Raw genomic sequence first — 15,970 nt, forward strand, 5'->3', positions numbered from 1 at the left:
CTTACCCCTTGGAACCTGTGCAATGCAGCAGTGGGGTAGGGCAAGAGCCCCAAGGCTCGTTGGCAGCAGGTGAAATCACCGCGCTGGGGCTGCCTGTGTCGCTATCAACAACAGGAGTAATCAGCACTACGAGTACGCTGTGCCCTGTGGTGCGGACACGGCTGCCGCCCAAACCGAAGAATCCAGGATCCCCTACGCCAGACTTGGTTGCGTTTTCGCTGTTCTCCTCAAAACCAGTCAGTACGAGGGTTTGACCGCTGCGCAATTTGACCTTGGGCGACAGATTCTTGGTGTCGTAATCCGCTGTCTGGACACTGGAGCCGTTGCTCGTAAAAGTGGTGAAGGTCGGTTTGCTACTCATGCTCAGGGTGATCATCAGCAACATGTTGTCCTGGTCGATGATTCGAGGGAGCAACATCATGTTGAAGCCGCTGGTGATAGTCGCGGGGGTGAGCGAAGTAGACGATCCAACGGAAGCCGTAGTGGTTGTCGAGCTTGATGCGACATAGCTCTTTACGTTGCCGATCTGGATGGGTGCCGGCTGCAGATTCAGCGTGGTGACCGACGGCGAGCGAACGTTCGAGATTCGGCCCTGTTCGGAAAGTGCTTTGATGATTAAGTTGGAGCCAGCCCAAGGAGACTTCGACGTGTCCAAAATACTCAACGAGCCCGACACCGCGCCCGTGCTTATGCCGGTGGTGGCATTCTTCAGCGAAAAGCCCCATTTGTTGCTCAAGGACGTATAGACAGCCGTCCAGTCCAGGCCGGTCTGGTCTGTGTCGGTGAGAGTTACCTCGAAAACTTTGACGTTGAACAACACCTGACGGGTGATACTGCTGTTGATCGAATTCAGGTATTTAGCAACGTTTGAGAGTACTTCTGGTCGGTCACTTACCGTCAGGGTGCCAGTGGAACGCGAGAGGAACATCCGACCTTGGGGCTGTTGGCTCAGCATCGCCTTGACGTTTTTTTCAATGTCTCCGATCAGCGAGGTCTTGATGGTAACGGTGGTGCTCTGGTTGCTGCCTGATTCACCCGATGCACCTGTCGACGAAGATCCGCCGCCACCACCACCGGAACTGCTCCCGCTGCCTGTAGCGGTCAGCAAGCCCGACTTCACTGTGCTTTCAATGACCTGGTCATCACCAAATGCCCAGACGTCGAACGTCTTGGTGTCGAAGTAAGTGACATGCACGCTTCGATCATCGGAGGAATAATTCCACGCTAAGCCCAACTGGGAGGTCGCTTGATTCAACAACCCTGACAGCTTGCCGCTGTACTTAATGGGGAATGTGTTGGGTGCAGTCAGCCCAATCGAATTCATTGAGCGGGCGTTGCTCGGAACATTGCCGATGACGCCGGCGGGCATGAAGTTGGTCAGGTTGTCGGCAGAGCCCAAACCAGGTGGAACTGCAGGTCCTGAGTTGCCCTGCGTCGAACTGGAAAGGACACTTGGGTCGATTGCGTCAGGGGCTACGATGACCGGTACACCACATTCACTAGTGATGTACTGCGCGATCTCAGCGATCCCAACGTTATATGAGGGGCGATAGGTGATGTCGCAATCCATGGTCAGCGGTAAACCACGCTTGGCGACCAGCGGTTTTTTGGACACCCATGGTTTGTCGCTGAACACCACCGTAGCGCGCGCGGACTCTTGCTGCTGATTTCTCAGAAATCGGCTGTATTGAGAGGCTGTCGCAGCGTCATTTTCAGCTCGGCTGGCCGATTCATTCACACGCTGCAGCGAACAGGAACTCACCAGTGCGACGATAAGTGACAAGGCTGTGCTTTTGATCCAGAGACGAGCAGTCATCATTTGTTCCTCTCTGTAATAAAAATCAGCCGCTGTGAGGAGTTACTGTCGACCACATCGACCAGAAAGGACCGTGGAGCCGAGTCGTAGAGAGGGAAAATCGACCCAATGGCTTCTTGGAAACTGCCCTCAAATCGAAGTGGAGCGTCAATTGAGTAATCCAAATCATCGACCTGCCACATCAGTTTCCAGCCCGCTTTTTCAGCCCAGCCTTCGACGGTTTGACGAAGGGTTGAGCCAGTTGAAGCCGTCCATGTCTGGGCCAGCGGCTTCGGCGCTGCAATGTCCGTCGCAACCGGCTTTGGCGCTGCAGAAACTGCGGACGGCGCGGTGACCAGTTTCGGAGTTGAAGCGGCCTTGGCATCTGGGTTGCTGGACGAAGTCGAGGCCGGACTCTGAGTCGGCAAGGCAGACGTTTGTTTTGTAGAGCCATCCTTGGTAATCACCGTAGGAGGGGCCACGGTTTTGGCTGGTGCAGCGTTCGCCACAGGGGTAGCGGCTGATGCCGTTGTTGTGAAAGGCGCTGTTTGGGGAACGGCGGCGACTACTACTTGGCTGCCCGCATCATTGTTATTGCTCTTCGCTGCGATAGGCTGTGCAGCTGTCGATGTGTTGAGTTGAGCAATCTGAGTTGATGCAGGACGTGGAGAGTCCGGGAGCTGGTAGCCAGGGCGCAGGACGTAGCACACCTGACGGTTGACCTCGTCGACCTTCACCTGCCAGGCCGGACCTGCGAGCACCTGCAGGGTGTTACGCAGGGTCATAGGGCCAAGTTTATATTGGGCTGCTGGGAGTGGTCGGGTGTAAAGGATGTTGACGTGGCCAGAGTCTGCCGAGCAAAGCGTATAACCTGAACGGTCCACCACGTACTGCATGGCCTCATGCACATTTGGGTGCATGTTGGCTGGAATGCTGATGTCGATAATCTGAGCCATCAGGTCACGTTGGCCAGAATCTGGCAGCGTGCTGACGAGGGTGTAGCGGCCATAGCGCACTACTGGTTCTTTTTCAGGAACGGCGCCGCCAGGATAGAGGTCTGGCGTCAACATGTCCGGATTGCGACTGCTGTCGAAAGCGGGCTTGGGTGTCTGCGCCGTTTGGGTCGTGCAACTGGCGATTAACGCTAGAAGCGAGAGCGTGGTGACGTGCCTGATCATGTGCCGAGAGGCCCCCTGTAATGATAGGGGAACGGTGACAGGCTGGTACCAGCTGCGCAGTAGGAAATAGAAAACTACGTCTATAGGTATTTATAGGCTATACAAAGATGACGCGACCGAGGTGGAAAATTACCTAGTATCTGATCACCCATTTCCATTCACGCTGAGCATTCATTTGCATTCACGCTGACCACTCAATTGCATTCGACCTGACCAGCTATCCTGCCATTACGCCTAGAGTAATGAATCCAAAATCGCGTTCAGCGAACATCCATTCGAACATCAAATCTCCGTCCGCGTGCTGAGGCGATTGTTAATCCCTCCTGGTCGTTACCCTGTGGTCGACCGGTGAGCATTGATCCCCATCGTTAACTCCCGCCACAGGCATTTGTGCAAGCAGGCTGAACGTGGTTAAATCTGCATATTCGATTATCCACATATGCAGAGCGATTGCTTATGAGCCTTACACCACACACATTCTTCAAGTGCTTGGGTGATGAAACTCGCGCCCGGATCATGCTCATGCTTTCGGCTGAGGGTGAGTTGTGCGTGTGCGAGTTAATCTGGGCACTGGACGATAACCAGTCGAAGGTCTCCAGGCATCTTGCCCAACTGCGTGCTTGCGGGTTACTCGCAGATCGGAGGCAGGGTCAGTGGGTTTACTACCGGCTGCATCCCGAGCTTGAACAGTGGGCACTGGATGTTCTGAACGTCACTACGCAGGCACACCAGTCCTGGGTTAACGACCATCAAGGACGGCTGGCTTCCATGGAAGACAGACCCGTGCGCCAAGCCTCCTGCTGCTGACATCCTGATCTGGAACATACTCATGCTCATCGCAGCATCGATTTTCGTAGTTACGCTCGTCTTTGTTATCTGGCAACCCAAGGGGTTAGGTGTCGGCTGGAGCGCGGCAGCGGGTGCCGTTCTGGCACTACTGACTGGCGCCGTAAGTCTAGGGGATGTGCCGGTTGTGTGGCACATCGTCTGGAACGCTACCGCGACCTTCATTGCTGTGATCATCATCAGTTTGTTGCTCGATGAAGCGGGATTCTTCAAATGGGCGGCGCTTCATGTCGCTCGCTGGGGTCGGGGCAAAGGCGGACGTCTGTTTGCGCTGATGATCCTGCTCGGTGCAGCCGTTTCGGCACTGTTCGCCAATGATGGAGCCGCACTGATTCTGACCCCAATCGTCATCGCGATGCTGACGGCGCTTCGCTTCAGCCCGGCATCCACCTTGGCATTCGTGATGGCCGCAGGCTTCATCGCTGATACCGCCAGTCTGCCGATGGTGGTGTCCAACCTGGTGAACATCGTTTCGGCAGACTTTTTTGGCGTGGGTTTCGGTGAATACGCTTCTGTCATGTGGCCAGTGAACCTAGTGGCCGTGGCCGCGACACTGTTCATGCTCTGGATGTTCTATCGCAAGGACATTCCCGCCCAGTACGACGCGGATCAGCTTGAGGCCCCGGAGTCGGTGATTCGAGATCGGGCGACCTTCATTGCTGGCTGGTGGGTACTTGGCCTGCTGCTGGTTGGTCTGTTCGCACTGGAGCCGTTAGGTATCCCCATCAGCGCTGTTGCTGCTGCGTGTGCAATGATCCTGCTGGTCATCGCAGGTAAAGGCCAAATCATCTCCACGAGAAGGGTCATCAAGGACGCGCCCTGGCAAATTGTCGTGTTTTCGCTGGGCATGTATCTGGTGGTCTATGGCCTGCGTAATGCTGGCCTAACCGACTCGCTCTCGGGGCTGCTGAACATATTTGCCGAGCATGGCCTATGGGCCGCTACCTTGGGCACCGGTATCACCGCTGCGCTGTTGTCCTCGATCATGAACAACATGCCGAGTGTGCTTATCGGCGCTCTGTCCATTCAGGGCAGCGACGCTACAGGACTGGTACGTGAGGCCATGATCTACGCCAACGTCATCGGTTGCGATCTTGGCCCCAAGATCACGCCCATCGGAAGCCTGGCCACGTTGCTGTGGCTGCATGTGCTAGCGCAGAAAAATATCCGCATCACCTGGGGTTACTACTTCAAAGTCGGCAGCATCCTCACCCTCCCTATCTTGCTGGTAACGCTGGTGGCACTGGCGTCGCGGCTGAGCATCCCTGTCTAGGAGAAACCCATGAAAGTGCTATTTATGTGTACGGCAAACAGCTGCCGGAGCGTTCTCTCGGAGGGGTTGTTCAACCACCTGGCCCCGAGCGGTTTTAACGCCGTCAGTTCGGGCAGCTTCCCAAGCGGACAACTGAATCCACGCGCCGTGAGTACGTTGCAAGCGCTTGGTATCGACACCACAGATCTCTACAGCAAAGGCTCAGAGGTGTTTTCGGACTCACCACCGGATGTGGTGATCACCGTGTGTGATAAGGCTGGAGGCGAACCCTGCCCGGTCTATTTCGGGCCTGCTGTCAAAAGCCACTGGGGCCTCGCCGACCCTTCCGATGTAGAAGGCACAGACAGCGACATCCAAGCCGCATTTGACGCGACCGTCGTCCAGATTAAAAAGCGTTTCGAGGCATTCTTCAGCTTGGATCATTCGGCGCTCACACCGCAGGAACTGAAGCGCGAGCTAGATCAAATAGGTGAACTGTAATGGACGAATTTTCCTCGGAAAGCAGCCTGGATCTACCTAATCTGGATCAGTCGCTAATCGACTTCGTCACACTGGATCGCCTGCAAGGCAACGAGCAACCGACTCACAAACCACGCATCTTGTTGCTGTATGGCTCAACCCGTGAGCGCTCTTTCAGCAGGCTGCTGACCCAAGAGGCCGCGCGCATCCTGACCCTAATGGGAGCCGAGACCGTCATCTTTGATCCCTCGGGTCTGCCTCTCCCTGATGACGCTCCGGAAGACCATCCAAAGGTTAAAGAGCTGCGGGATCTGGTTCTGTGGTCAGAGGGACAGGTGTGGTGTTCGCCAGAGCGTCACGGTGCAATGTCTGCTGTATTCAAAGCCCAAATAGACTGGATACCTCTCACGTTGGGCGCTGTCCGCCCCAGCCAGGGCAAGACGTTGGCCGTCATGCAGGTCTGCGGTGGATCACAGTCCTTCAACACGGTAAACCAGCTTAGGATCCTCGGGCGCTGGATGCGGATGATCACCATCCCAAACCAGTCGTCAGTACCCAAAGCCTTTCTGGAGTTCGACGACGCAGGGCGTATGAAGCCATCCGCCTACTACGACCGTGTTGTGGACGTGATGGAGGAACTGATGAAGTTCACGCTGATGGTTCGGGGCCGGGAAACGTATTTGGTAGACCGCTATTCGGAGCGCAAGGAAAGCGCCGAAGCACTCTCGAAACGAGTCAATCAAAGATCGATTTGAGCGACCAAGGGGATAGAGGATGAGCAACACCACAGTAAGGATTGCGCAGATTTCGGACGCTCAAGCCATCCAGGCAATTTACGCACCGATGGTTGAGCATACGGCGATTTCGTTTGAGCTTGAGCCGCCCACAGTCGAAGAGATGGCCAAGCGGATTGGGTCGACTTTGCCGACTTACCCGTATCTGGTAGCGGAGCGAGACGGCCAGCTCATCGGCTATGCATATGCCAGTCAGCACCGGGCTCGTGAGGCCTATCGCTGGTCGGTCGACGTCACCGTTTATATATCGCCAGAAGCGCACCGTAGCGGGGTCGGCCGGGCACTGTATGGCGTGTTGCTGCCGACATTGAAAAGGCAAGGGTTTCACGCAGCCTTTGCCGGGATCGCGCTGCCAAACGATGGCAGCGTGGGGCTGCATGAAGCACTAGGCTTCGCTCACATCGGTACGTATCCAGAAGTAGGATTCAAGCATGGCGCTTGGCATGATGTTGGATATTGGCGTATCGCGCTGGATTCAACGAGTCCGCCAAAACTGTCCGTGCCTTTCAGTGAGATCAGTCTCTTCTGAATGGGTCTCGACGGCCATTATGAGCGATGGGAAGATTCTAATACGTAACAAAGTCAATTATGTTCGACTCCTCGAAATGAATACGAGCAAAGTGGGTAAAATCGAAATAGATTTGCCACTTTCGGAAGTTTGCAGATATCGAACGAAACTATTGTTGCCGATGGGGAGGCCTATTAGATTCCAGAAAACAAAAGTAATGGTTCCAAGTACGTTTACAAGGTCTCAGCCACTAAGAAGCAGTGATATACCGCAGATCTACAAATTGGTCGCCAATGCTTGTCTCGCGTTGCCGGCCGCGTCGGGCTCAATGAGGTCACTTGCCAACTGACGCTTATCCTGCAGCATTTGCCAAAGCATCTGGTCGATTGTGTTTTCCACCAGCGGGATTTTCACCACGACCATGCGCAATTGCCCATTGCGGTAGGCCCTGTCCTCAGCCTGGTCCTGCAGTCCAGGCGTCCAGGGGAGGCCCAGGAACATCACATAGTTGGCCGCAGTGAGGTTGTTGCCGGTGCCGGCAGCGGAGGTAGTGGCGGCAAAGACGCGGGTTTCTGGATCACTTTGGAATTGATCGATCGCCTTCTGCCGTTTGCCTACAGAGTCACTGCCGACAACCGTGACGCACCCGTACTCAGCTTGCTTGCACCGAGTGCGAAGTGTTCCTACCGTATCCTTGAACTCACAGAACAAGATTACTTTGTCCTCCGCGTCCAGTTCGCACAGCAGATCCATTACGACACGAATCTTTACCTGCTCAAGCAACTGACGCAGTGATCCCAACCTGGCGAGGCTAGGCCTGTCTTCGAGCCGAATTTGATCGTATTGCTTGCGCTCTTCAGCAGTGAGTTCGATGGGTAAAGTTTGGCGCTGTTTGCCCTTGAGACCGGGCAAGACATCCTTGCGTCGACGGAGCATCCAATCGCCGATTGCGCCCCGCAGATTCATGCGGAAATCCTGACTGCCGGCGAACTGTTCGCAGAATTCTTTCAAGGGCAGTTTCCCAACGGGGTGGCCGGATAGCCGTAGCAGCGTGTGCAGCTCAGATTCTCGGTTGAGGACTGGCGTACCCGTCAGCAGGTAACGGTTGGGTATCTTGGCGGCAATGTCGAAGCCGTGACGTGTCCACGCGGCGGTCGGCTCTTTCAGGCGGTGCGCCTCGTCGATGATCATCACTTCAAAGTGTCCTGCATGCAGAACAAAATCGCCAAGGCGTTCGTAGTTGGTGATAATCCATTGCGAAGAGGGATCAAAGACCTGTTGGCCGATAGTGGCCTTGGGATACACCATCTGGATTTCGCGTTGCCAGTTGATGATCAACGTCGACAGGGTGATAACCAAGATGGGTCTATTAGCTGCTCGGATTGCAGCGGCAATGATTGCTTGGCGAGTTTTACCAAGCCCCATGTCATCCGCAAGCAAGGCGCTTGTGCGCTGTAGCAAGTGCCGGATGCCTGCCGGTTGATGGTCCAGTAAAGAATAACCAGCCAATGCCTGGTTAATCTGTTCGGTAGTGGACCCGGTGCGCTCGATTGAGGGCACCGCGGCTAAATACACATCGGTTGAGGTGCTATCGTCAGCCGCTTTTGCTGCGCGCTCTTGTGGCGGTCCACCAAGACTGATGCGGGTGATTTCATCAGCTGGAACAACGGATCCGTCGGTCAGCAGCTCTTGCACGGTGTCGAGGATTTCGAACTGATCCTCCGACAATCCAAGCTCCAGGATCAAGTTGCTTCGCACCACTTCCGCACCAGCGTCAATGCGCCAGGACTTGGAATGCCCGAGAAACACGCCGTGCATGCGCCTTGAAACGGCGACCGCGCCAGGATGGTAGTCACCTGACAGCAGGATCCCGCCCTGAACGAGTGGAGCTATCCGAAAGGTCAGCCCCCACGTGAATGCCTGCCGATCTGGGTCGTTTTGTGCGGCTGTGATTTTATGTGAAAACGTCTCCCAACTTTCATTGAAACGGTCCTCGGACAACTCCATCAAACGGTGGAAGAGCACATCCAGGTCATCCAGCAACTTGCCTTTTGGTAATCGCCAATAGCGATGTTGAGGATGCTCGGCACGCCGAATATAGAAACCATTACGTTCGAGAAACAGCCGGTTCGCACCCTCAACGTATTGCATTAAGACCCCGAAGTCATAGCCGTCAAAAATGACTTTTTCGACCAGGTCCTGCCGGCGGTTCATCAGACGTGGACGACTCATGTCCTGCTCAATCGTTGGTTGATCCATTCCGCACAGGCCTGGGCATGCATTTTTTTCCGGTTTCGATTTGTATAGCGCGACATGGATAGTGTTTGGTCGGGCCATTCCAGGTTAATGGCGAGCTCACCCGATTTGATCTTTGCCCAAAACCATTGATAGGCCCGGTCAACCCTGGAGCCCGACTTAGGTGTGCGATTGCGGAGCCCTCTCAGTTGTATCGTCACCAGGTGTTTGGGAGTCAATTTTGCTAACGTTTCGCCCCAGGCACTTTCATCCATTTGGATTTCTGCAGAGGCCAACGATTTCCCGTTTTCGCGAACCGAAAAAAGACGGCAGATGCCCCGATAAGCACTGTAGTCGTAACCATCAATGCAATGGCCCAGCGCTCGATGTTCCGCATCAAGATCGGCGGGGCACTTCAGTTCGATAATTTGCAGCCCATTTGGACTCACGAGGGGTGTGCTGGTTGAATAAAGCAGCGGCTTCCAGGGCGTTAAAGAGTCTGTTCTTGTTTGTGGATCTACTGCATCTAAAGCCTCACGGATGTCTATCAACGCGAGGTGAAAGCCATTCACCAAGCTGGCGATCTGGTGATAGGAAGCAGTAGCAATGAAGCTTTTGAGTTTCTGCAGTGCTTCACCAGAAGCTGGTCCGTCGCTCTCATCAACGTTGTTAAAGAGCTCGTTCAGGTCTCGAAAGTCGTCGGCGATTTTGGACCAATTGTCGTCCGACCAATCAGTTGGACACCCTGACAGCAGCCTGTTCCAGTCCTGCGTTTGATCCAGCAGTTGATACGGGATTTTATCCAGCAGCGCGAAGAGAGTGATCCAGTGCGCTTTTTTAAGAGGACGGCGATTGCCCAGTGAGGCTCCCAGCAGCAGTCGATGCCAGGGTCCTTGTGGCCCCTCGCGGCTGATACGGGTCAATGCACTGCCGGTATCGAATACCCGCTGTTGACCCAGGTAGCGCACTGCAGCGCGCGGCGCCTGTAGCAGCCAAGCCAGTGTGTCGGAAAGGGGGAGGCCCGCGTCGGCTATGCGACCTACCAGGCACTCTTCAGCGGAAATCAAATAACGGTCCTCACTCCAGTATGGGCGCCACGCCTGAAGTTCATCCCATGGGCAGTTCATGTATACCTGCTGCTGCCCATCCCACGGCCACGGCCATTGATCTGCTAGTACCAGAAGTGGAATCAGTACTGGCTGGGCTTTTAGGGCCTGAAGGCGGCGTTTTCGGTCACCTTGAGCCAGCCAGTTATAGAGCTTGGGTGAGGGACATTGCGCTGAACGAATGGCGAATAAAAGCTCTTGGTCCAGACACTGGCAAAACTGCTTCAGCGTGCTGCCAATCTGCTTCAGGTAAAATCGGGTGCGGGGATTGAAGTACCGATTGTTGCTCGCCGTCCAATCGAAGCCGCGGCGATTAAAGCTTCCTAGATCTTCAATCGAAAGGGCTTTCGCCCTCTCTCCAGCAGACTTGCAGAAGGAGGTCAGTAGGACGTCTGCATACCAGCGTTTTTCAAACCTGAGCAGTAGCTGCTGGGCCACCATTGCGGTGGGTTTTCTCTTATGCACGCGGTCCTTGCTGAAGATTTTGCAGGCCTTAACCTGATGACCATCGAAGTACTGGAGGTGATCGCCGATTCTGGCCAGGAGCCGCCGTGTTTGATCATCTGTAGAGGGCAGGGCTACGCACCAGCAACGAGTATGGACAGTGGAACTCAGATAGGTATCGATGAAGGAGGTCAGCTGGGAGGGCGGTACGTTAAATTGTAAAGCCCAGGTCTGGGCGACTTCAATTTGCCGGTCTGAGAACTTCTCCAGCTTCGGCGCTAAGATGCGCAGCCCCACCACCGATTGTCTCTTCTGTACGCTCACCCATGACCTCCTCTGCAATTTCGCAGAGGACTGTCAGGTATAGGAATGGTGGGCTTCTAGGGTTAATGCGTAACGGCGTTGTCGGTGATTTATATCGGCAATGGCAGAAGTCACACCCCTCTGGGTTTATTGAGATCTGGTTTGCCATTCAAGTTTGGAAAACTCACCTTGCATCCATTCGATTTGAAGCCTGTGCAACCCCAAAAGTCATAGCCACCGCCCCCTTTTTTTTGTCGCCTTGCGAGGGGTTGATTGCACTTGGGACAGTTGAAAGCGCCACCTGCTGTGGCTGGGCGTGGAGCGGACGCCATCGGCACACTCGGCATTCCACGTTGCTGAGACAGTTCCTCTTCCAGGCGTCTATGCAGACGCGCAACGACAGCTCCATAGGTGTCTTGGCCCTGGGCGACTTTGTCCAAATCCCGCTCCAGCTCCCTCGTAAAATCGAGCTCCACGAAACTGTAGAACCCTTCCAGCTTCGCGATTGTTTCCTCCCCCAGCGGCGCCGGTACCAGCTTGCGGCTTTTTTCCTCAATCATTCCTTTGCTGGTGATGTTCTTCAAGATCGAGGCGAACGTGCTGGGACGACCAATACCGCGGCGCTCCATTTCTTTGATTAGACTGGCCTTGGTGTAGCGGGATGGCGGCTGAGTTTTCTTCTTCAGCAGTTCTCCGTTGTGCACAGAGATGATCTGTTTTGGTGTGAGTGCAGGAACTGGGTTGCTCGCTGCTCCATCTTCCTCATCGTCTGTGTCATCGCCCTTGAGCAGTTTCCGCCACCCAGGATGAAAAAGGGTTTCACCAGTTGCATTGAATCGCAAAGCCTTACCATTTGGGCCAACCGCGAGCAGTTTTACAGCACGCACGTCGAATACCGCCGCTTCGATCTGGCTGGCCAGCGCCCGGACCCAAATCAACTTGTACAGGGCGAGTTCCTCGTCGTTCTCACCAGCTTTTGTATCAGCCCAATGCGTCGGGGTAATAGCGGGGTGGCCTTCCTGCGCGCCTTCGGCGGCCTTGAATGTACGTCGCTCGTCGACGGTCTTCAATCCGATAGATCTAGCTACGGTTCTAATATCCTCCATGGCCTCGTCTGGTACGTTGGGATTATCCGTCCTGTGGTAGGTGATCACGCCTTGTTCATACAATCGCTGGGCGACTTGCATGGTCTTGTCCGGGTCCCATTTCAAGGCGTTGCTGGCTGCTTGTTGAAGGGTGGAAGAGATGAAGGGCGCGGGTGGGTGGCGCTCGGCCTTGCGGTCTTCACAGGACTCGACGACGACATTACGTGTGCCGGCGACGAGTCGGGCCAGGTTGGCATCTTGAACGTAAGGAAAGTCTTTGCTCGCGAAATCCGGTACCGGTTGCCAGTCTGCATACCAGGTGGTGCCCTGATTCATATCCACAAAGTTCAGACGCACACCGAAGTGGTTGATTACCTGAAAGTTGCGGATCTCGCGCTCGCGCAAAACCACCAGGTATACGGCAGGCGATTGCACGCGGCCTGCAGAGGTGGGCTTGCCCATCAGTCGGCGTAGCTCCTGAGTCACCAGGTAACCCACCAAACGATCAAGTACACGCCGGCATTCTTGTGACGCGACTCTGTTCAAATCGATTTGGCGAGGATTGGCTAGAGCCTCTGCGACACGCTTCAGGGTGATTTCATTGAAGGTGATGCGTTTGTAGGATTTGACCGCCAGTACCTGCTGGATGTGCCAGCTGATGCTTTCACCTTCGCGATCCGGATCGGTTGCGAGGTAGATTTCATCGGCCTGTTTAGCTGCGGCCTTGATGGTCCGCACGGCCTTGGCGCTCTTATCCAGGATCTCGTACACCGGTGTGTAATTTTTGCGGACGCCTGTGGTGATCATGCTGTCGTCCTGCCCTCTGGCGGGCAAGTCACGTATGTGCCCACCACTGGCGACAACCAACCAGTGTTCGCCTGGGCGCAGTTTCTTCATCATTGGCTGAAGCTTTTTCAGCTTCCCAGGTGCCTCGATGATCAATAGCTTCACGGTGTGCCCCTTCTCAATTATGCAGAGCGGGACTGTCACGTCATGGCAGGTAAGGCTTCAATGGGAAATGGTCAATGCACAACGGGAGGCTTTTAGCGGCTAGAGGTCCAGCGTCAGCTGCTGTTCCTGGGCAAAGCCCTTTAGCCACGACGCGCGCATCGCAGGATGGTGGTAAGGGCAGTCATACACCCGTAGCCCTTTTCGGGCGGCGTCAGCACCGGCTATTTGAACGGCAGTATGGGGGTTATTGAATTGCCGCCTATCTGCTGGTTTCAAAGAAGTTCGAGATTGCGCCATTGGCTATCGGTCCCCGAAGAACAGATCTATCAGACAGTAACATCACGAATAGCGCATTTTTTTGCATCAAAAACGGAAGTTTTAAACTTCTGTGCTTGAGATAGCCGAATGGAAGTGTGACTCAACCTGAAAGTTAACGAATGGCGCGATTTTTTGCCAACCAATTGGCGGTTTGATGTCAATTCGAAGCTGGCTCGTCCGTCCAGTTCGCAACTCTGATCCACGCGATGAAGTCCTGAGTGGATTGTCCGCTTTGAACACGTAGTTGTTCCAGCTTGCCGTATAAGTGTTCAGTCATTTCGTCGTCGTCGTCAAAGTCGACGCGGTATTCAGTATCTAAGCGGTATTCATCGAGCAAGGTGTTGATAAATCGGCGGGCTTGCCAGGTATCAAGGTCTGTCTCTCCACGGCCCCCCATCAGATACTCTCCCGTTCGCCACCCAACTGGAGCCCATGATGCTCGGTTTATGTCCAGGGTGAGCCCGTAGTAGTCCGGAGCATTCACCTCGCTTTCATCAAAGTAAGCCCAGTAAACACGGCCTAAAGCTGGGTGCTCTGCGCCAATGACAACGTACCCTGTTGGGTCCCTCAAAACTTCATCCATCGGCACGTCCTAATTTGTAGTGGTTCTCTAATGAGGTCGGGGGAAACGATGAGCTGTTTCCCCCAACACCGACAGCTACACGAATGGGCCGAAAAATTAAGCCCCTGTTTTCAGAATTGCGGTGGATCGGTATCTGGATATTCATCCGGGCCTGGAGCTGGCTGCGGCCGCGATTCGGGTCTGTTGGACTGTTGCGAATTCTGGTTTTGCGAAGGCGCCAGATTCACCATGGTCACGCGGTGTGGCAGCATGCCGACCCGGCTGGCCTGGATTTTCAAAGCTTCGAATTCGCCATCGTCGTTCTTCCAACGGTCCATAACGGCGCGACCGGAAACCAGCACTCGCATACCTTTCTGGAACAGTTGCGAATAATGCTCGGCGTCCTTGTGCCACCACTCCACATTCGCCCAAAAACCGCCACGATCTTCGTAGCCGCCTTTGCCATCCGGAATCGAATTGTCGAAGTAAACGTTGGCTCGCATGAGTCGACGTGGGTCTTTATTGCCGTTGGGGAATTCTTTGAATTCCGGTGCAGAACCGATATTGCCTTCCCAGCCTTGTACGGGCGTGCCCATGAGTATTCTCCGAGGTTATTGGTGTTGCGTTGGGTTGTTGAGCTGCTGCAGGCGAGCGGTATACACGGCCTCTGCCTGGCCCATTTTTTCTGCGCACTCGGCGGCCTGTTTGGTGATCGAGTGCAGCAAACTCATTTGCATATTCAAGGTGATGCGCTGCAGCTCCATCACGTAAAGATCCTGCAGCATGGATTCCGGTGTTCTGGGTGAGCCCATCATTTCTGCCCAAACCCCTACGCCCATCCGCCGATCTGTCACCTGCTGCCATCTCAAAAACTGGGTGCCGGCTTGGGTGTTCTGCTCAGTCAACCGCACTGGAACTAGGGTGAATGGATATCGGCGGGCCTGGCTCAGCACTTCCTGGGCAAGAGCTTTTAAGTCCGATTCTTGAGCTCGGCAAAGATCGGCAAATTGGGTCAGCTCCCCCTTACCTTTAAAAGGCTTTAAAAGGCCCTTTAGTGAGGCAGCCTGTTGCAGTCGCTGAAAGGCTTCCTGTTGCAGTGGCCGGAAGGCGGTCTGTTGCAGCGACCCATCATTGGAGGGAATCTGGCCCATGCTCTTTAACCCTCAACGGGGTCATCGAGATGATCATCCGTCTCGGTTTGCTGCTGACCGCGGATGATCGGTGGCGCGAAATTCGAACGGCGGGTGCCTTCCAGGATGTCTTGTGGCAGCTCACCGTACCGCTCGTACATTTTGCGGGCTGCTTCAGCCTTGGCATTGTTTGCAGCGAAGTCGTCGCGGGCAGCGCCTGAGTACTTATAGATCTGGGCCAGACCAAACAGTCTCCGCAGTACCGCTGCGCCTTCGTCGATCCAGGTTTCCATATCGTGGCGCCCGACAAGGCCAACGTGCTGGGCCAACAGAATGCGTCTGACAATTTCGTCGTAGTTCGTCAGCAGGTACACAGCCTGAAATCCCAGGGGATTGGAGATGTACAGCGGGAGGCTGACAGGCTGGATCGAGAGGTTTTCGCTAATGCTGATGGCCGGTGGAAGAGAGGCCATGGCTGTGTCCAGGCGATCTTCGATGGTCTTTAACGCTTCCTTGGAATCGTTGATCTTTTCCTCGAGGAGGATCATCCACCAGTCAGAGTAGGGATCATCCTGTTGGGCGCCTCGAGACATTCGATTGACGACAGTGCAGAACCCTGACAGACCAATGATGCCGGCTTTGAGGTCATTTTTAGGGCGCCCCATCCATATACGAGCGGCGTGGTGAGTGTGAAGGGTGAGCTTCACATCGCTGCGCAGTGAACCGATGTTGAGCCGGAAGTTATCAGCCATGGTGCAGTGTTTCCTTGGGAAGAGGATTGACGTACCCATGCTGCAATTTGGCTATAGGAGACGCAGCATTAAATACGTAGCCCGATGGAAGGGGATTTGTTGAGGCTTCTATATAGGAAGAGCTGAAACTCGCCGGTGCGGACCGAATCCCTTGCGTGGCGGCCACCTCCGGTGCCGGATGCTGTCAGGGTGTTGTGGGCCACAACCCTTTCCAGACGCCCCGGCCGGCAG

General features: G+C 54.9%; 15 protein-coding genes. 5 read left to right on the forward strand and 10 right to left on the reverse strand.

From position 1 onward, the window contains the following. Window position 1: 1 nt before the first annotated feature. On the reverse strand, window positions 2–1,816 hold the full coding sequence (locus BMH52_RS28395) for a PilN family type IVB pilus formation outer membrane protein (RefSeq protein ID WP_019818091.1): 1,815 nt from the start codon (window positions 1,814–1,816) through the stop codon (window positions 2–4). After that, on the reverse strand, window positions 1,816–2,973 hold the full coding sequence (locus BMH52_RS28400; RefSeq protein ID WP_019818090.1) for a TcpQ domain-containing protein: 1,158 nt from the start codon (window positions 2,971–2,973) through the stop codon (window positions 1,816–1,818). Before BMH52_RS28400 ends, BMH52_RS28395 begins: the two co-directional genes overlap by 1 nt. 456 nt (window positions 2,974–3,429) lie before the next feature. Between BMH52_RS28400 and BMH52_RS28405 the strand changes: the two genes are divergently transcribed. Genes BMH52_RS28405 through BMH52_RS28425 form a run of 5 tightly spaced genes read left to right on the forward strand, consistent with a single transcriptional unit; the run spans window position 3,430 to window position 6,874 of the window. Further along, complete coding sequence (locus tag BMH52_RS28405; protein WP_008437351.1) at window positions 3,430–3,780, forward strand: metalloregulator ArsR/SmtB family transcription factor; 351 nt, start codon at window positions 3,430–3,432, stop codon at window positions 3,778–3,780. Between the two features lie 22 nt (window positions 3,781–3,802). Next, window positions 3,803–5,092 (forward strand): arsenic transporter, encoded by a 1,290-nt coding sequence (locus BMH52_RS28410; RefSeq protein ID WP_008437350.1) that lies wholly within the window; start codon window positions 3,803–3,805, stop codon window positions 5,090–5,092. A 9-nt stretch (window positions 5,093–5,101) separates the two neighbouring features. Further along, window positions 5,102–5,572, forward strand: a complete 471-nt coding sequence (locus tag BMH52_RS28415) for an arsenate reductase ArsC (protein WP_008437349.1) — start codon at window positions 5,102–5,104, stop codon at window positions 5,570–5,572. Beyond that, window positions 5,572–6,306 (forward strand): arsenical resistance protein ArsH, encoded by a 735-nt coding sequence (gene arsH / locus BMH52_RS28420; protein WP_008437348.1) that lies wholly within the window; start codon window positions 5,572–5,574, stop codon window positions 6,304–6,306. The genes BMH52_RS28415 and arsH overlap by 1 nt, the downstream gene beginning before the upstream one ends. A 19-nt stretch (window positions 6,307–6,325) precedes the next feature. After that, the gene (locus BMH52_RS28425) at window positions 6,326–6,874 is read left to right on the forward strand and encodes an arsinothricin resistance N-acetyltransferase ArsN1 family B (protein ID WP_008437347.1); all 549 of its coding nucleotides are present in this window, start codon (window positions 6,326–6,328) and stop codon (window positions 6,872–6,874) included. A gap of 255 nt (window positions 6,875–7,129) precedes the next feature. Here the strand turns inward: BMH52_RS28425 and BMH52_RS28430 are convergent, their stop codons facing one another. From BMH52_RS28430 to BMH52_RS28465, 8 genes are all read right to left on the reverse strand, one after another. After that, window positions 7,130–9,085 (reverse strand): DEAD/DEAH box helicase, encoded by a 1,956-nt coding sequence (locus tag BMH52_RS28430; RefSeq protein ID WP_024073377.1) that lies wholly within the window; start codon window positions 9,083–9,085, stop codon window positions 7,130–7,132. Continuing rightward, entirely contained in the window at window positions 9,082–10,962 is a 1,881-nt protein-coding gene (locus BMH52_RS28435; protein ID WP_019818088.1) for a hypothetical protein, read from the reverse strand. Before BMH52_RS28435 ends, BMH52_RS28430 begins: the two co-directional genes overlap by 4 nt. A gap of 110 nt (window positions 10,963–11,072) precedes the next feature. Beyond that, window positions 11,073–12,977, reverse strand: coding sequence for a type I DNA topoisomerase (topA, locus tag BMH52_RS28440; RefSeq protein WP_008437341.1), 1,905 nt, complete (start codon window positions 12,975–12,977; stop codon window positions 11,073–11,075). 99 nt (window positions 12,978–13,076) lie between these two features. Then, window positions 13,077–13,274, reverse strand: coding sequence for a CrpP family ICE-associated protein (locus BMH52_RS28445; RefSeq protein ID WP_073845721.1), 198 nt, complete (start codon window positions 13,272–13,274; stop codon window positions 13,077–13,079). A 178-nt stretch (window positions 13,275–13,452) separates the two neighbouring features. Then, window positions 13,453–13,878 carry a hypothetical protein gene (locus tag BMH52_RS28450; RefSeq protein WP_008437339.1) on the reverse strand — a complete coding sequence of 142 codons (426 nt, stop codon included), beginning with the start codon at window positions 13,876–13,878 and terminating at the stop codon, window positions 13,453–13,455. Between the two features lie 110 nt (window positions 13,879–13,988). Then, window positions 13,989–14,453, reverse strand: a complete 465-nt coding sequence (locus BMH52_RS28455; RefSeq protein ID WP_008437336.1) for a single-stranded DNA-binding protein — start codon at window positions 14,451–14,453, stop codon at window positions 13,989–13,991. Between the two features lie 15 nt (window positions 14,454–14,468). After that, window positions 14,469–15,008 carry a DUF3158 family protein gene (locus tag BMH52_RS28460; RefSeq protein ID WP_008437334.1) on the reverse strand — a complete coding sequence of 180 codons (540 nt, stop codon included), beginning with the start codon at window positions 15,006–15,008 and terminating at the stop codon, window positions 14,469–14,471. Between the two features lie 5 nt (window positions 15,009–15,013). Further along, on the reverse strand, window positions 15,014–15,739 hold the full coding sequence (locus BMH52_RS28465) for a PFL_4669 family integrating conjugative element protein (protein WP_008437331.1): 726 nt from the start codon (window positions 15,737–15,739) through the stop codon (window positions 15,014–15,016). Window positions 15,740–15,970: the final 231 nt, after the last annotated feature.

The sequence above is a fragment of the Pseudomonas sp. BTN1 genome (assembly GCF_001907715.1).
GTDB classification, from domain to species: Bacteria; Pseudomonadota; Gammaproteobacteria; order Pseudomonadales; family Pseudomonadaceae; genus Aquipseudomonas; species Aquipseudomonas paracarnis.